General features: G+C 46.2%; 18 protein-coding genes. All 18 read right to left on the reverse strand.

Translation table 11 applies throughout. The features are described from left to right. Positions 1–371: 371 nt before the first annotated feature. The 18 genes from C170_RS10625 to proS all read right to left on the reverse strand — a co-directional run bounded on the left by C170_RS10625 (position 372) and on the right by proS (position 22180). Positions 372–968: a dipicolinate synthase subunit B gene (locus C170_RS10625; RefSeq protein WP_017689130.1), complete on the reverse strand. Its 597-nt coding sequence runs from the start codon at positions 966–968 to the stop codon at positions 372–374. Beyond that, positions 965–1864: a dipicolinate synthase subunit DpsA gene (dpsA, locus tag C170_RS10630; protein ID WP_036609288.1), complete on the reverse strand. Its 900-nt coding sequence runs from the start codon at positions 1862–1864 to the stop codon at positions 965–967. Before dpsA ends, C170_RS10625 begins: the two co-directional genes overlap by 4 nt. A gap of 157 nt (positions 1865–2021) precedes the next feature. Next, positions 2022–2468 (reverse strand): dUTP diphosphatase, encoded by a 447-nt coding sequence (gene dut / locus C170_RS10635; protein WP_200868496.1) that lies wholly within the window; start codon positions 2466–2468, stop codon positions 2022–2024. Continuing rightward, positions 2428–3711 carry a M16 family metallopeptidase gene (locus tag C170_RS10640; RefSeq protein WP_036609290.1) on the reverse strand — a complete coding sequence of 428 codons (1284 nt, stop codon included), beginning with the start codon at positions 3709–3711 and terminating at the stop codon, positions 2428–2430. Before C170_RS10640 ends, dut begins: the two co-directional genes overlap by 41 nt. 99 nt (positions 3712–3810) lie before the next feature. Then, a complete protein-coding gene (locus C170_RS10645) occupies positions 3811–4806 on the reverse strand; it encodes a polysaccharide deacetylase family protein (protein WP_036609292.1) in 996 nt (331 codons plus the stop codon). A gap of 175 nt (positions 4807–4981) precedes the next feature. After that, a complete protein-coding gene (pnp, locus tag C170_RS10650) occupies positions 4982–7084 on the reverse strand; it encodes a polyribonucleotide nucleotidyltransferase (RefSeq protein WP_036609294.1) in 2103 nt (700 codons plus the stop codon). Positions 7085–7343: 259 nt separating this feature from the next. Beyond that, positions 7344–7613: a 30S ribosomal protein S15 gene (gene rpsO, locus C170_RS10655; protein ID WP_036609297.1), complete on the reverse strand. Its 270-nt coding sequence runs from the start codon at positions 7611–7613 to the stop codon at positions 7344–7346. 159 nt (positions 7614–7772) lie between these two features. After that, positions 7773–8711, reverse strand: coding sequence for a bifunctional riboflavin kinase/FAD synthetase (locus C170_RS10660; protein WP_036609299.1), 939 nt, complete (start codon positions 8709–8711; stop codon positions 7773–7775). A gap of 70 nt (positions 8712–8781) precedes the next feature. Beyond that, entirely contained in the window at positions 8782–9705 is a 924-nt protein-coding gene (gene truB / locus C170_RS10665) for a tRNA pseudouridine(55) synthase TruB (RefSeq protein ID WP_036609301.1), read from the reverse strand. Beyond that, on the reverse strand, positions 9699–10676 hold the full coding sequence (locus C170_RS10670; protein ID WP_036609303.1) for a DHH family phosphoesterase: 978 nt from the start codon (positions 10674–10676) through the stop codon (positions 9699–9701). Before C170_RS10670 ends, truB begins: the two co-directional genes overlap by 7 nt. Before the next feature lie 19 nt (positions 10677–10695). Beyond that, positions 10696–11055, reverse strand: coding sequence for a 30S ribosome-binding factor RbfA (gene rbfA, locus C170_RS10675; RefSeq protein ID WP_017689140.1), 360 nt, complete (start codon positions 11053–11055; stop codon positions 10696–10698). A gap of 25 nt (positions 11056–11080) precedes the next feature. Next, entirely contained in the window at positions 11081–13669 is a 2589-nt protein-coding gene (gene infB / locus C170_RS10680; RefSeq protein WP_036609305.1) for a translation initiation factor IF-2, read from the reverse strand. Beyond that, a complete protein-coding gene (locus C170_RS10685) occupies positions 13662–13991 on the reverse strand; it encodes a L7Ae/L30e/S12e/Gadd45 family ribosomal protein (RefSeq protein WP_017689142.1) in 330 nt (109 codons plus the stop codon). Before C170_RS10685 ends, infB begins: the two co-directional genes overlap by 8 nt. Next, a complete protein-coding gene (gene rnpM / locus C170_RS10690; protein WP_036609307.1) occupies positions 13984–14289 on the reverse strand; it encodes an RNase P modulator RnpM in 306 nt (101 codons plus the stop codon). The genes C170_RS10685 and rnpM overlap by 8 nt, the downstream gene beginning before the upstream one ends. A 25-nt stretch (positions 14290–14314) precedes the next feature. Next, positions 14315–15412, reverse strand: coding sequence for a transcription termination factor NusA (gene nusA / locus C170_RS10695; RefSeq protein ID WP_036609309.1), 1098 nt, complete (start codon positions 15410–15412; stop codon positions 14315–14317). A 123-nt stretch (positions 15413–15535) separates the two neighbouring features. Continuing rightward, on the reverse strand, positions 15536–15997 hold the full coding sequence (gene rimP / locus C170_RS10700; RefSeq protein WP_036609311.1) for a ribosome maturation factor RimP: 462 nt from the start codon (positions 15995–15997) through the stop codon (positions 15536–15538). Positions 15998–16253: 256 nt separating this feature from the next. After that, on the reverse strand, positions 16254–20573 hold the full coding sequence (locus C170_RS10705; protein ID WP_036609313.1) for a PolC-type DNA polymerase III: 4320 nt from the start codon (positions 20571–20573) through the stop codon (positions 16254–16256). A 152-nt stretch (positions 20574–20725) separates the two neighbouring features. Beyond that, positions 20726–22180: a proline--tRNA ligase gene (proS, locus tag C170_RS10710; protein ID WP_036609315.1), complete on the reverse strand. Its 1455-nt coding sequence runs from the start codon at positions 22178–22180 to the stop codon at positions 20726–20728. Between the last annotated feature and the right edge of the window lie 48 nt (positions 22181–22228).

The raw sequence follows: 22228 nt of genomic DNA on the forward strand, positions 1-22228 counted from the left end.
TCCTCCATTTGTGTACGCAAGAAGACTGGACACGGGTCAAATCAACAAATGGATCACTCTAGGGAGCGTTCTGATGCGATAATTTCAGCATTTTATACGGCATTCCATGCCGCTCCTTATTTTCTGTAATTGTCTGGGACAATCGCAAATCAAAGGTCGCGGTTGTTATCGAGGTCATGATGCATACATTCACAATAGACCTCTCCCGCTTGCTTAACCTGTACTGCCCGCAAGCAGGAATGCCTTATAGACAGGAACGTGGACATAGTAGCTGTTCAATCCAGCATATTGTCCCCCATGATTTTCTTTGTCTCTCGAACCCTTCTTCATTTCTCCAAGCGCATAAACGTTGTCACTAAATCATTGTTCCATCAAGCCTGTGAAGAACGCTCCACAATCATCGGCTGCAACTGTTTGCCCTCAAGAGCACTCCAGCAAGCCTCTGGAATCAATTCCATTTTGGCGACTAACGAGTTTGGTTTTTTCACTGGATCGTCTTGCCCAAATGGCACAAAATACAAGTATTTAGCCACAAGCAATTTGGCGATATTCGCAGCATTCAAGCCCAGACCGTCATTCGTGGAAATCGCGAGCACAAGTGGACGCTGATTGCGCATCTGCGCTTTGGCTGCCATTAGCACTGGACTGTCGGTCATCGCATTAGCCAGCTTGCTTGTTGTATTCCCTGTGCATGGAGCAATAACCAGCACATCAAGCAGCTTGGAAGGCCCTAATGGCTCCGCTTCAACAATTGTAGAAATGATATCATTACCTGTTATATCTTTCAACTGTTTTTGCCAATTTTGCGCCGTACCAAAGCGTGTATCCGTCGTCAGAACCGAATTCGAAATAATCGGAACGACGTTGGCACCTTCAGCTACGAAGCGGCTAATTACCGGCATAACCTCTTCAAACGTACAATGAGAACCCGTAATTGCATAACCTACCGTTTTTCCCTGCCAGTTCATGATTTAACCTCCCGTGCGTTCTGTTCTTCCAAAAGCAAACGGATCAACGCGTCGGCAATAATGCCGCCAGCCGTTTTGGGAGCAACAATGCCGGGGAGGCCTGGCGCAAGTAGCGCTTTGATACCGCGTTTCTCGGCATACCTGAAATCACAGCCGCCAGGAGCGGATGCGAGGTCGATAATGACAGCCTTTTGCGGCATTCTGGACAGGATTTGTGCTGTGATTATCATAGTCGGTATCGTATTAAAAAGCAAGTCAACTTCCCCGGTCTGAGCGGCCAAATCCGTTGTCATGAAAGGCTTCCAGCCCATTATTGTAGCGCGGGCAGCATCCTCTTCCCGCCTGATTCCCACCCGTACATTTGCTCCAAGTCCCTGCAGTGTTTTAGCCATTGTGAATCCTGTTCGACCAATGCCAAGCACAATGCATTCCGAACCATGGATTGTGAAGTCCGTCTCCCGAATTGCTATGGCGATGGCTCCCTCAGCTGTTGGAATAGAGTTATAAAGTGCAATATCATCACGATCAAGTACTTCAACAAGTCGCAGCCCATTTTCAAGACTAAGTTCGCGCAAGAACGGCTTTGCCATACCTGTGAACACAATACAATGCTCTGGTAATGCTGCAATATGTTCCTTTTTCAAATAGATCGGTGTGTCACTGAATGAAGTACTTACTTTTCCCTGCTCATCGCAACCGACAACAGGCAGTACGAGTACATCTGCGGAAGCAAACACTTCATCCTCCAGTTCCTGGTGCTCGATCCCTGGAATGGAACGCTCTATTTTATCGAAACCCACCACACTTACCGTTGCATCCAGCTCAGCGCACTTTTGAATGACTTCAAGCTGCCGCGCATCTCCGCCCAGGACTACAATCCGGACTCCGGTCAGCATCGGGACGTCACTCCTTTCACCACATGTATGCCTTATCGTATGCAGGGGCCCACAGGGGGGTGAAAACAATAATTGCATTCCACCGTCCGTTTCTCAAATGTAAAAAAGAGCCGCCCCTGTCAGGGACGACTCTAAAGAATAGGTATATTTACGCTGCTTATTTCCCGGTATGACCGAATCCACCTTCGCCACGTACCGTTTCCGAAAGTTCATTCACTTCCGTCAATTCAACCGCAGGCACGGTCTGGAAGACGATCTGTGCGATGCGCTCTCCCCGTACAAATGTGAACGGTTCCTGACCCAAATTAATCAACAGAACTTTAACTTCTCCGCGATAATCCGCATCAATGGTCCCCGGTGTGTTGAGGCAAGTAATACCATGTTTGAAAGCCAGTCCGCTCCGAGGACGGATCTGTGCTTCCAATCCAGCTGGCATTGCCATCGCAAGTCCGGTAGGAATCAGCGTACGCTGACCCGGCTGCAATACAACATCTTCCTGAAGTGCAGCTACTACATCAAAGCCGGATGCCAGCTCCGACATTTTTTGAGGCAGTTTAATATCTTCATTGCCCGGCAGTTTCTGTATTTGAACGTAATGCAACAAAATCATCCCTTCTCAATCCAGCGATCGTCTTATCTGAAGCGCCAACCATAGCAAGTGCAAAAGGTTCAGCAAACATCAGATCAAGTACCGCGTTAATATCGTCCATGGTAACTTGCTCAATTTTGGTGATCATCTCATCCAACGTATGGTGTCTACCCAGCATGAGCTCGTTCTTACCCAGACGATTCATGCGACTGCCTGTGCTTTCCAAGCTTAGAATCAAGCTGCCTTTCAGCTGTTCTTTTCCTTTACGAAGTTCATCTTCGGACAAGCCGTTAACAGCCAGGTCTCGCAGAACCTCTTTGGTCAGATCGAGCACTTCTTTGGTCTGTTTCGGTGCTGTACCCGCGTATATCGTGAAAAGTCCGCTGTCCGCATGAGAGCTATGATAGGAATACACGGAGTACGCAAGACCCCGTTTCTCACGAATTTCCTGGAACAGCCTGGAGCTCATGCCTCCACCAATGGCGTTATTCAGAACAACCATAGCGAATTGCAGCGGATCTCCGATTTTACAGCCCGGGAACGAAATACAGATATGATTCTGTTCCGTTTTCTTTTTGTGAAAGAGCTGTCCGCTTTGGAAGGCTGGCATCGTGACTGCTTCCGATACTCCATTTACATCAAAAGCACCAAAATGCTTCTCCATCAGATCGATTACACTGTCATCAATGTTACCCGCGACACTAATGACCGTGTTCTCAATCGTGTAGTGCTCCTTCATATATGCACGCAGATGGCTGGAATCCATCGCTTTGAGACGTTCTTCCGTACCCAGGATTGGGTATGCGAGTGGATGCTCACCATAGGCGGCCAAGGCCATCAGATCATGAACCATATCATCAGGCGTATCTTCATACATCGAGATTTCTTCCAGAATGACGTTTTTCTCCTTGATCAATTCACCATCATCCATTTTGGAGCGGAAAAACATATCAGACAATACATCAACCGCAATCGGCAAATGCTCATCCAATACTTTAGCATAATAACACGTATATTCTTTGGAAGTGAATGCATTCACGTTACCGCCAATCGCATCGAACTGCTCCGCAATCGCCTTGGCATCATAACGATCTGTTCCCTTGAATAACATGTGTTCAATAAAATGTGATACTCCGTTACTTGCAGGTTGCTCATTACGCGAACCTGTCTTGACCCATATTCCGAAAGACACAGAACGGCAGGTCGGTATCTGTTCCATGACAACTCTGAGGCCATTGCCCAGCTGAATTTTTTTCATGGTTGGCCCTCCTACATCTCTATAATTGCCTTGATCTCAACCTTGAAATTGAAATCGACATTTGGTTCCAACTGTTTGATATTAACAAAAAAACAACGTTCACTCAACCTTAGAGGTATTTACACGTTCCGAAGACAGCGTCTCACTTACTGTTCCGAGCACCAGACCTTTGGCCCGTATGGATTGAATCATGCCCTTTAAAGCTCCCGAAGAAGCAGCTGTAGGGTGCATTAGAATTAACGTTCCAGCCTCAGTATTTTTAGCAATTTTGGCAACAACGGCATCCGGGCTTGGCTTACGCCAATCCACAGTATCTACTGTCCATAACACGGTTTTCAGTCCCATGGATGAAGCAATGTCAACGGTCTTCTGATTAAAGTCACCGGATGGCGGAGCAAACCAACGATTCTCTACGCCCAGTGTTTTATGGAGCAGATCCTGGGTTTTGCTAATTTCCAGCTTGGCCCGTTCTGCGCTCAATCGACTCATATTAGGGTGAGAATATGCATGGTTGGACATCTCATGCCCACGTTTCTGAATTTCTTTGGCCAGTTCAACATTTTTGCTTAACCAACTTCCATCCAGAAAAAAAGTAGCCTTCACTTTCTCGGCATCGAGCGTATCCAGCATCGGTTTAATGTATTCGTTCCCCCAGGCCACATTAATCATAAAAGAAACCATCGGTTTGTTTGCATTCCCCCGATAGATCGGATGTGCACCCAAATCCTTAAGCTGGATCTCCGGTTCAATCTGACGGTAGACATACGCTATTTTGGTATTCAACGTTCCACTCAGCGCCTTACGGTATGTCGCTTCCACATCAATCTCCATGCCATTATAACCAGGAATCGCTTTCCATACCCGATCCACTCTGGCATTTACCGGAGCAATTTTCGTTTCAGCCGCTTTATCCCGAATCGCAGACAACAGCGCATCTTCTCCAGTTGCCTCCTTAAACATGTCAAAAGCATTTTGCGTACCTGGCCCATCACGGATCTCCGTAATGTATGTACGTACACTGCCAACTTGTCCGATCAATATGACCGCAGTCACACCCGCCAGAACAGCCGCCAGCTTTTTGGATTGGTTTCCCACAGCTCCATCCTCCCGCCGTCTTTGTCCCCATCATATGAGGACAAGGGCAAAAATATGAATGCTAAGCCATGGTTTCATCCTTGCTTTACGTATTTAAACGTTAAAAAAAGAGCCAGAAATTCACATTCTGTCTCTTCATTCAATCTATCCATTTATAACCTGTCGCTTCGGTATCCTAGGATTGAGCCGGAGCTTCAGCAGTCAAAACTGCTTTACGGGACAAGTTGATTCGACCTTGTGGGTCAATTTCCGTTACTTTTACCGTAATGGAATCACCGATAGCTACAACATCTTCCACTTTGGCAACACGTTCAGTTGACAGTTGCGAGATGTGTACCAGACCTTCTTTGTTCGGAAGTACTTCAACAAATGCACCGAATTTTTCTACGCGTTTTACTTTACCGACATAAATCTCGCCGACCAATACTTCGCGCACAATACCTTCGATGATCGCTTTGGCTTTATCATTCATCTCCTGGTTGGAAGAAGCGATAAAGACACGTCCATCCTGTTCAATATCAATTTTAACACCGGTTTCTTCGATGATTTTATTGATAATTTTACCACCTGCACCGATCACATCACGGATTTTGTCCGGATTGATATGCATCGTTGTAATTTTTGGCGCATATTGTGATAACTGCTCACGTGGAGTTTTCAAAATTTCGTTCATTTTGCCCAAAATGTGCATACGGCCTTCTTTGGCTTGCGCCAATGCATCAGACAAAATTTGACGATTAATACCAGCAATTTTGATGTCCATTTGGATTGCAGTTACACCTTCAGGTGTTCCAGCTACTTTAAAGTCCATGTCACCGAGGTGATCTTCCATACCTTGAATATCACTCAGAATGGATACATGATCTCCATCTTTGATCAGACCCATAGCTACACCCGCAACTGGAGCTTTGATTGGTACACCTGCATCCATCATAGCTAAAGTGCTGGCACAGATACTTGCCTGAGATGATGAGCCGTTGGATTCAAGAACTTCAGATACCAAACGAATCGTGTATGGGAAATCCGTTTCGGAAGGAATCACTTTGGAAAGCGCGCGCTCACCCAGAGCACCATGTCCGATTTCGCGACGGCCTGGAGCACGCAATGGACGCGCTTCGCCTACGCTGAATGGTGGGAAGTTATAGTGATGCATGAATCGTTTCGTTTCTTCAAGACTGATTCCGTCCAAAATCTGAACATCACCCAGTGCACCAAGTGTACAAACGCTAAGTGCTTGCGTTTGCCCACGCGTAAACAGTCCTGTACCATGTGCACGTGGCAGCAGAGATGTATCACATTCAATTGGGCGAATTTCAGCAAGTCCACGTCCATCTGGACGAACTTTATCATGCGTGATCAGACGACGCACTTCTTCTTTGACGATATCGTGCAGAACTTCCTTCACGTCTTTGAACAATTCCGGACTTTCAATATATTTCTCTTCAAAGTGAGCAACGGTTTCGTCGTTCACTACATCGATTGCATCTTGACGAGCATGCTTCTCGGCGATTTTAACCGCTTCGACCAGACGAGCGCTGGCGAATTCACGCACACTGTTGTTAACTTCAGCATTAACTGTACGCAACTTAACAGCCATTTTTTCTTTTCCAGCAACTTGCACAAGTTGTTCGATTACAGCAATAATGTTTTGGATCTCATCATGTCCAAACATGATTGCTTCGAGCATCACTTCTTCCGCCACTTCGTTTGCTTCGGCCTCAACCATCATGATGGCATCCTTGGTTCCTGCAACAACCAGTTCAATATCACTAACTTCAAGCTGTGCAATCGTTGGGTTAATGATGAACTCGCCATCAATACGTCCAACTTTCACGCCACCAATCGGTCCGCTGAATGGAACATCCGAAATGCTCAATGCTGCTGATGTACCAATCATTGCAGCGATTTGCGGTTCGCAGTCCTGATCCACACTCATAACGATATTCAGAACTTGTACATCATTCCGGAAGCCTTCCGGGAACAAAGGACGAATTGGACGGTCTGTCAGACGGCTTGAAAGAATCGCTTTCTCACTCGGTCTGCCTTCACGTTTAATAAATCCTCCCGGGATTTTACCTACGGCGTACAATCTTTCTTCATAGTTCACCGTTAATGGGAAAAAGTCCAGATCTTTCGGCTCACTTGATGCTGTCACGGTACACAATACCACGGTATCCCCGTATGTTACCTTAACGGCAGCATTAGCCTGCTTGGCCAAACGCCCGGTCTCAAGCGTAAGTTTTCTTCCACCAAGCTGCATTTCAACACGCTGTTCCATGAAACCCCTCCTTTTATTCGTTCCTAATTCAATGGATTCTGCATATTCACAGTATTTCCTGCTTGTCCTGCATTCATTAGCTATGTATGGATCTTTCAACATGCTAACCTGCACAACAAAAGCTCCTCACGGAGCCCCATCTACAAATATATGGCAACATGTTCATCTACAAAACAACCCGGCTGTAAGTTCCGCTTGTCCTTTTAGACAAAAGAATGACGGATAACAGCCAGGTTGATTTTGAAAACATGTACGATAATTAACGACGCAATCCGAGTTTTTCGATCAGTGCGCTGTAACGTTTAACATCTTTGTTTTTCACATAAGCCAAAAGCTTACGACGTTGACCTACCATTTTCAAAAGTCCACGACGTGAGTGGTGGTCTTTCTTATGCGTACGCAAGTGGTTTGTCAAACTTGTGATGTTTTCCGTAAGGATAGCAACTTGCACCTCTGGAGATCCTGTATCGGACTCGTGAGTTTTGTGCTCGTCGATCAGTTGTTGTTTACGTTCTTGAGTCAATGCCATCCTGTTCACCTCCTTCAATATAATCGCCATTAGCCTCGTCACCGCCGGTGAGAGCAAGCAACCAAGCCAAGGTTAATGTTGCCTCAATCGACAACGTAGTACAGTATATCATAATTGCCTAGTTAAAGTAAATGTAAACATGCATTTAATACTGAACCTTTAAGATAACAGGCGGCCGGCAGTTAATGCATCTTCACGAATCTGGCTAATTAATGCCTCAATGGAGTCAAACTTTCGTTCTGCACGAATATAGTGAACGAGCTCAACCTTTAGTTCCTGGTCATATAAGTGTCCATCAAAATCAAGCAGGTGCACTTCAAACGTAGGTTTCATCCCGCTTTCGTGAAACGTAGGTTTCACACCGAGATTCATTACGCCAGGCAGTTCCTGTCCGCCATACTGCACACGAACAGCGTAAACACCCTTCGACGGGGTAACGTAATGATCTGTGAGTTCAAGGTTGGCTGTAGGAAATCCAATCGTTCGTCCACGCTTCTCCCCGTGAATGACAGTTCCTCTGATGCTGTAAGGTCGGCCAAGCCACTGACTGGCCTCATCCATCTCCCCACGCTTCAACAGGCCACGAATGAGAGAACTGCTCACTTTTTCACCATTTAACAAGAAAGGAGGAACGGTTTCCACCATCATCTCTCCTTCTCCCAAAGTACGAAGAAGTTGTTCATCCCCTGCACCCTTGTGACCAAAACGGAAGTCAAAACCCACCACCGCTGTTCGTGTCTGAAGAGGAATCAACAAGTCGTGTACGAATTGTTGCGGCGTCAACCGTGAGAAATCCTCATTGAACTCCACCACATAGAGTACATCAACGCCCATTCCTGCCAAGATCTCTTCTTTATCTCTCAAGGGAGTTAAATAACCCTCGTAATCCCCTTTGCGCATAACTTCCTTCGGATGTGGATGAAAGGTCATGACCGCTGCCTGCATGCCCGTTTCCCGCGCAATGCGGACAGCTGATAAAATGACACTTGCATGTCCGAGATGCAGTCCGTCGAATTGACCAATCGCAAGCACTTGGGGCAGTGTGCTCAGCTCAGTCGAATGTAACGTCTGCGGATAGGTTAGCATTACGGTTTTCACAATCATTCACCTGCATTTCACTAGATAGGCCAAGCTAGAGCATCACCACAACTCCAAGCCCGAAACCTCTTTATTCCGGCAAAAAGACTTTAACTGCCCTCACCGTTGGTTTTAGTTCATCCCGCTCAAATATCCCCAGAAACGTACCATCCTGAGCATACAACCGCAGCAAACCAGGTTGCTCCACAGGCGGTTCCAGAAGACGCGCAGACAGTTTCTGACCTTGCAGTGCTCCTTTGGTCAGTTCTTCTCCAACCTTGTGGGCCGGAATTGAAGCAATAGCCTCGTCAACAGGAATCAGCGCCTCCGCCAAAGTCCCGTCAGCCATAAGTTGTTCCACTTCTTCAATACGAAGACAACGATCTGCAGAGATACCTGCCGATATCGTACGTTCCAGTTGAACCATGGTCGATGGATATCCGAGTTGCCGGCCAATGTCTACACACAATGTCCGAATATAAGTACCTTTTGAACATAAGGCCCGGAAGGATATATCGGTGGTCTCACCCTGAGTCTCAATCCCAGTAAGTTCGAGCTCATAGATTGTGACCTCACGGCTCTTACGCTCTACCGTCTTACCTTCACGAGCAAGCTCATAAAGACGTTTGCCGTCTACCTTTACCGCAGAATACATGGGTGGTACCTGTGAGATCGTGCCCAGAAACTGCTCAAGCACCTGTTGAACCTGTTCCTGTGTTACTTCCACAATCGTTTCAGCCCGCTCGATGACTTCCCCTGTCATATCCTCTGTGTCAGTAGACAGTCCCAATCTGAGCGTAGCCAGATATTCCTTCGGAAGCTCCTGCATGTACTCCACCACACGTGTCGCCCGTCCAAGACAGAGCGGCAGAACGCCTGTAACTTGTGGGTCAAGTGTGCCCGTATGCCCAATGCGCTTCATTTTGAGAATGCGACGCATTTTGGCTACAACATCATGAGAAGTAAATCCCGCCGGTTTATATACCGGAAGTACACCTTCAAATGGCTTTACCATTGTGAATTCACCTGCTTCAGTACTTTTGCGATAATATCATCAAGTCTGCCTTCCAGACGACATCCGGCTGCGAGCACATGCCCGCCTCCGCCAAAGGTCTGTGCTAGTGCAGCAACATCAATTTTACCAGCTGAACGCAAAGAAACCTTGACTGCATTCTCGTTGATGACTTTGAAAAAGATACCAACTTCCACGCCCTGAATGTTGCGCGGATAGTTCACTACCCCTTCAAGATCTTCATTAGCTGCTCCACAAGCCACCATATCATCTGGTGTAATAACAACCCAGGCTATCTTTCCATCATCTGTCATCTGCAGGCTTGATAGTGCCTGATTCAAAATCCGAACTTGCGGAAGAGTCACCTGCTCCAACAAGGTCTGGGCGAGATAGGGTCCATTCACGCCATGTTCAAGCAGTCTGGAGGCCGTTTTCATTACATTTGGGCTGGTGTTGGCATAGCGGAATCCACCTGTATCGGTAAGCAATCCTGTATAAACTGCCGTCGCAACATCTTGATCCCATGTTACTTGGAACAGGTTAAGAAAATCGAACAAGATTTCAGCCGTAGCAGCAGCATCTGACTTAATGATGTTGACTGTACCATAACCGTCATTTGTAGGGTGATGATCAATATTCAAGATAACAGCATCATCTTCGAAATAATGACGTGTCAAACCTACTCTGGCAAAGTCTGCACAATCCACACAGATAACAGCTTTATATTTTCGCTGCGGTGGTTGTTCGGTCATGTTCACAATGTTGCCTGCTTCCCACAAAAATTGCATGCGCCCGGGGATTTCACCTTCATTAATCATCGTGAATGTCTTACCCAGACATGACAGCAGCCAGCCCACCGTTACCGTCGAGCTGACTGCGTCACCGTCCGGCTGTACATGCGACACGACCAGGTAATCATCATGCTCCAGCAGAAATTGCTTTCCGGCCTGGAGCGCCTGTTCATAAGTGTGCATTGCCGTCTCCTCTATTCTGTTACTGGGATTCGTTCTTGTCGGAACCAATATCGCCAAGCAGCTTCTCAATTCGGCTGCCATAAGCGATGGATTCGTCAATCTTAAATATCAACTCGGGAACATGCCGGAACCGGATACGTTTGCCCAGCTCCGAACGCAAAAATCCATTTGCTTTTGCCAGAGCTTTCAGCGTGTTATCTTTTTGTTCCTGTTCACCGAAGACACTCAGATAAACTTTGGCTTGCGACAAGTCTCCTGTCACTTCGACTCCCGTTACCGTAATAAAGCCGATACGTGGATCTTTCAGTTCAGACTGGATGAGCAGACTTATTTCTTTCTTGATCTGCTCGCCCACTCTACCTGTACGAATCTTAGCCATTGTTGTTCACCTCATGCTTCCTTGCTTATCGTTGTACGGTCTCCATAATGAAAGCTTCGATAACGTCGCCTTCTTTGAGATCATTATATTTATCAAGTGTGATACCGCACTCGTAACCTTGTGCTACTTCTTTGGCATCATCTTTATAACGTTTCAGGGAATCCAGCTTACCTTCGTAAAGGACAATGCCATCACGAATCAGGCGTGCTTCCGCAGAACGCGTAATTTTACCCGAGGTAACCATACAACCAGCGATGGTACCCACTTTACTGATGGAGAACGTGCTCCGAACTTCAGCATGACCGATAACTTTCTCTTTGTAGATCGGATCGAGCATACCTTTCATCGCTTGTTCAATTTCTTCGATAACACTGTAGATCACGCGATGCAGACGAATGTCTACTTGCTCTTGATCTGCAGTTGATTTCGCCTGGTTATCAGGACGAACGTTGAAACCGATCACGATAGCATTGGATGCTGCAGCTAAAATGATGTCGGATTCTGTGATTGCACCAGCGCCGCTATGAATAATTTTCACGCGTACACCTTCAACTTCGATCTTCGCAAGGGAACCTTTCAATGCTTCAACCGAACCTTGTACATCACCTTTGATGATTACGTTCAGATCTTTGATCTCGCCATCTTTGATGTGCTGGAACAGATCATCCAACGTCACACGAGTATGCGTACCCAGATCGGATTCACGTTGCGTGATCGAACGTTTGTCAGCGATGGAACGCGCTTTGCGCTCATCTTCAAACACCATGAATGGATCTCCCGCACCTGGAACTTCAGTCAGACCTGTGATTTCTACAGGTGTTGAAGGTCCAGCTTCTTTCAATTTGCGACCTTTGTCATTGACCATCGCACGAACACGACCGAAGCAGTTACCTGCAACGAAAGCATCGCCGACTTTCAAAGTACCGTGCTGTACGAGGATACGTGCAACTGGGCCACGTCCTTTATCCAGCTCGGCTTCAATCACTGTACCACGGGCACGTTTGTCCGGGTTCGCTTTGTATTCGTTCACTTCTGCAACGAGCAGAATCATTTCAAGCAGACCTTCCAGACCCATTCTTTGTTTCGCTGACACGTTAACAAAGATGGTATCTCCGCCCCACTCTTCCGGAACGAGTTCATAGCTGGTTAATTCTTGTTTCACTTTATCTGGATCAGCGCCCGGCTTGTCAATTTTGTTGACAGCAACGATGATTGGTAGCCCAGCAGCTTTGGCATGGTTAATCGCCTCAATGGTCTGTGGCATAACACCGTCATCCGCAGCTACGACAATAATCGTCATATCCGTAACTTGTGCGCCACGTGCACGCATCGCTGTAAACGCTTCGTGACCCGGAGTATCCAGGAACGTGATTTTTTTGTTGTTAATTTCAACTTGATAAGCACCGATATGTTGCGTGATTCCGCCTGCTTCGCCATCGGATACATTCGTGGAACGAATCGCATCCAGCAAAGTAGTTTTACCATGGTCAACGTGACCCATGATCGTAACTACTGGTGGACGAGCCTGCAAGTCAGCAGCATCATCATTCTCTTCCAGTGTTTCGAAACGGTCATCTTCAAGCACAATCTTCACTTCAACCTCAACACCGAATTCACCTGAAAGCAGAAGGATCGTTTCGATATCAAGCTCTTGGTTGATTGTTGCCATAACGCCCATAGCGATGAGCTTTTTGATAACTTCGGAAGCATCCTTATGGAGCAACTTCGCTGTTTCACCAACGGTCATATCACCACGAACGATGATTTTCTTAGGTGTGTTATCAATTTTCTCACGTTGTTGGTACTGTTGTTGATTTCTGTTGCGGTTGTTCTTGCCACCACGGTTACCACGGAAGTTACCGCCACGGTTGTCATCATAACGACGTCCACCGCCACCGCTGTTCGAACGGTTACCACTATTGTTGTTGCTGCCAGTAGTACCACCTGGGCCGCTTCTACGTTGGCCTTGTCCTTGGCTCTGACCTTGGCCACCGCTACGGTTGCCAGCAGTACCTGTATTACCACCGCTGTTAGGGCCTGAAGTTCTTACTTGACCGCCACCGCTGTTATTCGGACGTTGACCACCCGTTCCTTGCGGACGGGATGCAGTACTGCTTTGTCCACCTTGAGCTGGTCTTGGACGGTTAGTTGATTGTCCTCCTTGGCTTGAGCCTTGGGAAGAGTTCGTTCTGTTGCGACTGTCTTGGCCGCTGGGTCTTTGAGTGCCATTGTTATTGTTGGAATTTGGTCTATTGTTCATACCTACCTGCTTTTCCTGTTGTATTTTTGTTTGTACGGGACTACCGGATGGGTTGCTGCTAATCGGCGTGTTCACTCCGCCGGCCGGCTTGTTGCTGTCCACTGGTTTGTCACTACGTACTGCCGAAGTTGCAACTGGTTTTGCATCGTTGCCTTGTTTCGAAGCAGCAGTGGATTTTATATCTTTAAAAAATTGTTCCACCTTACCGACTGAACCATTCTCCATGACACTCATATGATTGTTTACGGGAATTTCCAGCTTTTTAAGAATGGTTATAATTTCTTTACTACTCATATTAAGGGACTTCGCATATTCATAAACCCGCAATTTATCCTTGTTTTCCTGTTTACTCAATATACTCCACCTCCGACATTATACCGACTTGCTTGGAGATCATTTTTGCAAACCCTCGATCCGTTACTGCAAGAACAACACGCGTGTCTTTACCGATACTTGAACCCAGACTATCCCGGTCAAATCCGATCAACAGAGGAACCTTATAAGTTCCGCATTTATCGCGAAATTTCTTTTGTGTATTGGCTGAGGCGTCACCCGCAACAATAACCATTTTAGCTTCGGAAGAACGGATCGCTTTAAGTACAATTTCTTCACCTGTTACAAGTTTACCTGCACGCATAGAGAGTCCCAAATAAGACAGCGTTTTAATATTAGTCATGTTCACGCTCCTGTGCTGCTATGAATTCATCCTCAACCGCGATGAAGTCAGCTGCTAATTGCTCGTAAATTTCAGGTGAGACTTTGCCTTTTAACGCCCGATCCAAAGCCCGGTTTTTGAGTGCGAGCTTAAAACAGGACTCTTTGCCGCATAAATAGGCACCACGTCCGGATTTTTTGCCAGTCAAATCGATCAGCACTTCATCCTCTGGCGTTTTAACAATGCGAATCAGCTGCTTTTTGGGCATCATTTCTTGGCATGCCACACATTTGCGCAGCGGCACTTTTTTTGGTTTCATACGTCAGCGCCCCCCGTACTTTACTTTAGTCGACGGAGACGGAATCCTGATGCATTTCAGAAGAAGAATCTTTTTCTCTGCCGAATTCCTGTTCCGCCTGGCTCTCGCTCTTAATGTCGATTTTCCAGCCGGTTAATTTGGCTGCCAATCTGGCATTTTGGCCTTTGATACCAATTGCGAGGGACAGTTGATAGTCCGGAACGATAACCCGAGCCATCTTTTCTTCCTCAAATACATGAACTTCCAATACTTTGGAAGGACTCAGTGCATTAGCAACATATTCGTCTACCTGATCGGAGAAACGAACGATGTCGATTTTTTCACCGCGCAGCTCACCCACAATGGTCTGCACGCGCATTCCCCTAGGACCTACACAAGATCCAACTGGATCAACTTCCTCGTTGCGGGAATGAACGGCAATCTTGGAGCGGAACCCTGCTTCGCGAGCGACGGAGCGAATTTCAACTACACCGTCAAAGATCTCAGGCACTTCCAGTTCAAAGAGACGTTTCAAGAGGCCCGGATGGGTACGGGACAAAATGATTTGCGGCCCTTTTGTCGTATTCTCGACCTTGGTGATATACGCCTTAATACGGTCACCATGAACAAACTTCTCGTTCGGCATCAATTCGGTCAGCGGTAAAGCCGCTTCGATTTTGCCCAGATCGATGTAGATATTGCGCAAATCCTGACGCTGCACCACTCCCGTAACGATATCTTCTTCCTTATCTACGAAAGCGTTGTAGATCAGGCCGCGTTCGGCTTCACGAATCCGCTGGGTCACTACCTGTTTGGCAGTTTGTGCCGCGATACGTCCGAAATCACGCGGCGTAACTTCAATCTCCGCAATATCTTCCAACTGGAAGTGTGGGTTGATTTCTCGTGCAGCAGGCAATGAAATTTCGGTACGTGAATCCAGGACTTCTTCCACGATCAATTTACGGGCATACACCCGAATAACTCCCGTATTACGGTTCATGTCAACACGCACATTCTGGGCCGTGTTGAAATTCCGCTTGTAGCTGGAAATTAGTGCAGCTTCGATCGCTTCAAACAGCACATCCTTGCTGATCCCTTTTTCCCGTTCCAATTCATTCATTGCTTCAATAAAATCCGTACTCATGAATGTTGATCCCCCTTTCAAACATGGCATCTCATACGTAAAACGGCGAAAGGCTCTGAACTCATGAGCACCTTGCCGTTATCGTGAGATGTGTCTTTTTCATTAATAAAGTGAACAAGGCACTTAAAACAAAATAGCTAGGCGCGCACTGGCAACCTTATCATAAGAAATGGCATGCTGTTTTTTGCCTGCTTCGATCACGAGTTCATCGTCATCAAAGGAAAGCAGCTTGCCTTCAAATTCCTTCAATCCGTTCACCGGCTCGTAGGTTGTAACAAAAACATTTTTGCCTACAGCTTTGGTAACGTCCTCAGGTTTTTTCAGTGGACGCTCCGCACCGGGAGAAGACACTTCAAGGAAATAGATGGTTGGAATCGGATCGTTCTCATCCAGCTTGGCGCTCAGCTTTTCGCTGATCAAGACACAATCGTCGATGTCGATGCCACCCTCTTTGTCGACATACACCCGTAAAAACCAGTTGCTGCCTTCTTTGACGTATTCGATGTCAACCAGCTCGAAGCCTTGTTCGTTCAAGTAGGGTTGGATCATTTCTTCCACGGTAGATTTAATGTTCGTTGTGCTCAAAACCAATAACCTCCAACTTAGGTTACACCAGCAAAAAAGCACTGGCAGATTATTCAATACCCAAGATTCTTGTATACCAAAGACTAAAGAGTGGGTTTCCCCACTCTTTAGAAATTCGTACTATCTCGTTCACTTCAAAAATTATAACATAGTCTGGTAATAGTGACAAGTAAGCGATGCTTCAGGCAGTTTACTTACTAATGAAGGAAAAATTACGTTCCCCCAACAATCGCTATGGTTAGATCCAAATTCAATCCTAGAAAAGGGAAAGCTGATTGCTCTCTGGCAAGCCACGGAAACATCCCATATTCGACAGGAGTTCAACAATGGTCTTACTTGCTTTCGACTTCTGCTGGAAGTCTTCCACTGACAGGAATTCACCATGATCTCTTGCCGCAGCAATATTGCGAGCTGCATTATCCCCGATTCCTGCCAAAGCTGAAAATGGAGGGATTAGTGTTTTTCCGTCAACGATGAACTTTGTCGCTTCTGAACGGTATAAGTCAATGGATTTCAGCGAGAATCCGCGTGCTGCCATTTCCAGACCCATTTCCAGGACAGGTAACATGTTTTTCTCTTTTGGAGGTGCCTGGAAACCTAATTGCTCAATTTCCGTAATTTTGCGATAGATCGCGTCATATCCCTGACACATCAGTTCGATATCAATCTCATCAGCTCGAACAGTAAAGTAAGTTGCGTAATATTCAATCGGATGATACAGCTTGAAAAACGCCGTACGTACTGCCGAAATAACATAAGCGGCCGCGTGAGCCTTCGGGAACATGTACTGGATTTTGAGACACGAATCAATGTACCATTGAGGCACTTTACAATTCTTCATCTCGTCAATCCATTCCTGTGGCAGACCCCGTCCTTTACGAACACTCTCGGTAATCTTAAATGCCAGACTTGCGTCCATTCCCGTTTTATAGATCAGAAATAACATGATATCATCCCGACAACCAATCACCGTCTTAATGTTACACGTTCCGTTCTTAATCAGATCCTGAGCGTTTCCAAGCCATACCCCTGTACCATGGGACAATCCGGAAATCTGCAGCAAATCGGCAAAAGACGTCGGCTGGGATTCAACAAGCATCTGACGTACAAACTTCGTTCCCATCTCCGGCACGCCAAACGTTGCGACTGGCGACCTAATCTGTTCCGGTGTAACACCCAAAGCTTCGGTTGAGTTAAACATGCTCATAACTTTCGGATCATTCATCGGAATGGTCGTTGGATCGACCCCTGTCAAATCCTGCAACATCCGCATCATAGTTGGATCATCGTGCCCCAGAATATCAAGTTTCAGCAAGTTTTCTTCAAAAGCATGATAATCAAAGTGTGTCGTTTTCCACTCCGCATTAACGTCGTCAGCCGGAAACTGAACAGGTGTAACATCTTCGACCTCGATATAATCAGGTACTACAACAATACCACCGGGATGCTGGCCAGTACTCCGTTTCACCCCAGTACAGCCAGAGGCCAAACGATTCAATTCAGCTCCACGCCATTTCTTCTGATGATGTTCCTCGTACTTCTTGGCAAAACCAAATGCTGTTTTCTCAGCCACCGTACCGATGGTCCCCGCACGGAAAACACTCTTCTCACTAAATAGTACTTTCGTATAGTTATGAGCATGAGGCTGATAATCACCAGAGAAGTTCAAGTCAATATCGGGAACTTTATCTCCTTTAAATCCAAGGAAGGTCTCAAACGGAATATCCTGGCCTTCTCCTTTAAGTGTGCCACCACAATCCGGACACTCTTTCTCTGGAAGGTCAAATCCACTCCGAACACTGCCGTCCAGGAACCACTCGCTGTGTTTGCATTCTGAATTCACACAAATATAATGAGCAGGTAGTGGATTAACCTCGGATATACCCAGGAATGTAGCAACAACAGAGGAGCCAACCGATCCCCGCGAACCTACGAGGTAACCATCCTGATTCGATTTTTTAACCAAGCGTTCCGAGATCAGATAGTTGGCAGAAAAACCGTATTTAATAATTGGAATGAGCTCTTTCTCTAGTCGTGCAACGATTACTTCTGGTAATTCCTCGCCATAGATAGACTTGGCAGTGTCATAGCAGGTGTTACGGATTTCTTCGTCCGCACCTTCCAGAATTGGAGTAAACAGTTTGTCCGGGAATAACTTAATTTCCTCAAAGCGGTCAGATAACTCTACCGTATTTGTAACAACGACTTCGTAAGCTTTATCTTGGCCCAGGAACTGGAACTCTTCCAGCATTTCCTCTGTCGTTCTGAAATGTGCATCCGGTTTACGTTGATCTTTGAGTGGACTAAAACCTGTAATTCCGTGAATGGTAATATCCCGATATAACTTGTCACGCGGTTCCAAATAGTGCACGTTACCTGTGGCTATGACTGGTTTATTAAATTTTGCACCTATATCGATGACTTTACGGATCGCTGTTTTGATTTCTTCGGGTGTAGCCACCAACCCTTTATCCACCAAATGCATATACATGGTAAGTGGTTGGATCTCCAGTATGTCATAGAACTCAGCGATCTCTTCCGCTTCTTCGAGCGATTTGTTAAGCACCGCTTCGAAAAACTCCCCTTTTTCACAGCCCGATATAATAACAAGGCCTTCACGCAAATTAATCAGTTTTGATTTGGGAATGCACGGTACCCGCTTGAAATGTTCCGTATGAGAGAGAGATACCAGCTTGTATAGATTTTTCTTACCGACATCATTCAATGCATAGATTCCACAATGGAAAGGTCTTGTATTCGACAAGTCGACACCTACATAATCGTTCAAGCGATCAAGCCTCGTTAACCCTTTCATCTGAGCAGCATCATTTAATAATCCGATCAGTATACCCGCGAGTGCAATCGTATCATCAATGGCACGGTGATGACTTTCAAGTCCAACCTTATATTTATCTGCCATCGTATTCAGACGGTGGTTCTTATTTTTTGGAAATAACAATCGCGCCAGTTCCAACGTGTCAAGGACAGGGTTAGGAAGCTCTGGCATTCCAATTTGCTTCAGCGAAGCCTGGATAAAGCCCATATCAAAACGTGCATTATGCGCAACAAGCACACCATCACCAGCAAACTGCACAAACTCACGAATGACAGGCTCCAGCTCAGGTGCGTCTTTTACCATGTCATCATTAATATTGGTCAACTGCTGAATGTTGTAGGGAATGCGTTCATGCGGATTCACAAACGTTGCAAACCGGTCGATTTCTTTACCATCTTGCATCTTCACGGCTGCAATCTCAATGATTTTGTTCTGTGTTACCGACAAACCTGTGGTCTCGATATCAAATACGATGTATGTTGCTGTTTGGAGATCCAATGGCTGAGGAGCCATTACAACGGCAACAGAGTCATTCACGACATTGGCCTCGAGGCCGTAGATCATTTTAATCCCGTTTTTCTTAGCAGCCTTGGAAGCCTCGGGATATACCTGCACCCCACCATGATCAGTGACTGCAATCGCCTTATGTCCCCACTCTGCTGCCATTTTCACGTATTTGTCGATTGAAGTTACAGCATCCATCGTACTCATCGTAGAGTGCAAATGGAACTCCACCCGTTTCTCTGGTGCATTATCTTTGCGAGACGGCGGTGCTTTAACTTCAATCAGGTCCGATGGAATCATGGCCAGTTCAGGAATTTGCATAAACCGGTCATATTCTACACGACCACGCACTTTTACCCATTTACCGTTAGCCAACAAACTGAGAATTTTAACATCCTCTTTTGTTTTGGCAAACATCTTCATTTGCATGGAGTCCGTGAAGTCGGTCAGGTAGAAGGTAAACAACGTATTTCCGTTTCGCAGTTCTTTACGATCCAGTCCAAACACCGAACCTTGAAGCGTGACCTTTTTCTCTTCATCCTGGATTTCCTGCATAGGTACTGCAGGTTCCTTGATGTCATAACCCATTTGCAAACGCAGATCACCCTGCTCCTCATCCACCGGGATTTCTGTGTCCACTTCACTCATCATCTTCTCGATGACCTCAAGTTCTTCTACACGTTTTTGGGCCTGGAACTGTTCCATGGCCTCTTTATTACTTCCCACTTCACCCACTTGCATCTTGATGCGAAGAGGTAGATGAAAGTATTTTTCATAGAATTTCGTAATAGCCTGATCAATCTGTTTCTTACGAGCCAATTCCATCGACGTTGCATCACTCATTGTCAGTTGTAGGAGATCCTCTTCACATTCAAAGGTTGTCCGGTTCATCCAACCATTTACAGATGGAATCTCACGGGTAACCCACTCCAGAAAGAGATTCCAATATTCACTGACGATATCACCATTTTGTACTTGGTCCGTGTATTTGAAGCCAAATGAAATTTTGGCGATATGATTCATTTTCTCTTGGATATGCAGGCAAAATGTGCGATAGATTGGAGCGGGTACCAACGTATCCTTTGCAATCAGAATATTCCAATCCCGATTACTTCGATTGGTCTCTACTTGTTCAATCCATCCATCCAAAAAATAGGGCTCTAACAGACCAGCCGGAAGCTCTGCCTGTTTCATCAACAACTCAAACCGTTTTCTTTTCTCCTCGAATCCGCTCATCGTGTTCCTCCTTGTACCCCCTTAAAGCATGAAAAGCCCCTGCATTCAAAAATGTCACCGATCCGAACTCGCACCGACTCATTTTATCCGACAGAAGCTCTCCATTCATTACTTAAACGGTGAATAAGTGCTTTTCGTCAAGTGATCCTGACTTAGTATGCTCTTGCAAACACAACCGTGTGTTCTGCCTGTTCACCACAAGCCAAGCACGTATGCTTTTCTTCCGCAGGCTGGAACGGAATGTTCCGGCTTGTTGCACCTGTGACTTCTCTTACTTTATCTTCGCAAGTTTCCGAACCGCACCATCCGGCCAGTGTAAACCCGCGTTTATTTTCCATCAGTTCTTTCATCTCATCGAGTGTATCCACGGAGTAGAAGTTATCCGACATAAATGTGCGAGCACGCTCTAACATATCTACCTGGATCTGTGTCAGCATAGCCTGGATCTCTTCTACCAGGTTTGCTTGTTCTACCACTTTCTTCTCACCTGTGATCCGTGATACGAGTACACAAACGCCATTTTCCATATCACGTGGACCAATCTCCAGACGAATCGGAACACCGCGCATCTCGTATTCATTGAATTTCCAACCCGGGCGAACATCGCTGCGATCATCCATTTTCACACGGACTCCAGCTTTTTTCAACTCAGTGAACAACTCATCTGCACGCCCAACAACAGCATCACGTGTTTTCGGAGGTCCAATTGGAATCATGACCACTTGCGTTGGTGCGACTTTAGGAGGAAGTACGAGACCACGGTCATCTCCGTGAACCATAATTAATGCACCGATCAAACGTGTGCTTACTCCCCATGAAGTGGTGTAAGCCAGCTCGAGCACATTATTCCGGCTAAGATACTGGATTTCAAATGCTTTTGCAAAGTTCGTCCCCATATAGTGAGATGTACCTGCTTGTACAGCACGTCCATCCTTCATCATGGCTTCAATCGAGTACGTATCCACCGCACCCGCAAACTTCTCGGACTTGGTTTTCTGACCCACAATTACAGGAATAGCCAAGTATTCCTCAACCACTTCACGATAAACCTCCAGCATTTTCATCGTTTCTTCACGTGCTTCTTCTTCCGTCTCATGCGCTGTATGACCTTCCTGCCACAGGAACTCACTTGTGCGAAGGAAAGGCAACGTTCTTTTTTCCCAACGAACTACGTTAGCCCACTGGTTGATCAGTACCGGAAGATCACGATAAGACTGAATCCACTTGGAATACATGTGACCAATAATCGTTTCGGATGTAGGACGAATTGCCAGACGTTCTTCCAGCTTCTCTCCGCCAGCTTCCGTAACCCATGGTAATTCAGGGTTAAAACCTTCCACGTGCTCTTTTTCCTTTTGAAAGAAGCTCTCAGGAATGAACATCGGGAAGTATGCGTTGCGATGACCCGTTTCCCGGAAACGACGATCCAACTCATCCTTAATATGTTCCCAGATTTCAAATCCGTCTGGTTTGAACACAATACAACCGCGTACGGGTGCATAGTCCATGAGATCAGCTTTTTTGATAACATCAATGTACCAGCGTGAGAAATCCTCACCCTGTGGTGTGATTTCAGTCACGAACTGTTTATCATTTTCCTTTGACATAAGACTCCAGCGTCCTCCCATAACGACTATCTCTGAATGTACAGAGCG

It is taken from the genome of Paenibacillus sp. FSL H7-689 (assembly GCF_000517905.1).
In the GTDB taxonomy this organism is placed as follows: domain Bacteria; phylum Bacillota; class Bacilli; order Paenibacillales; family Paenibacillaceae; genus Paenibacillus; species Paenibacillus amylolyticus.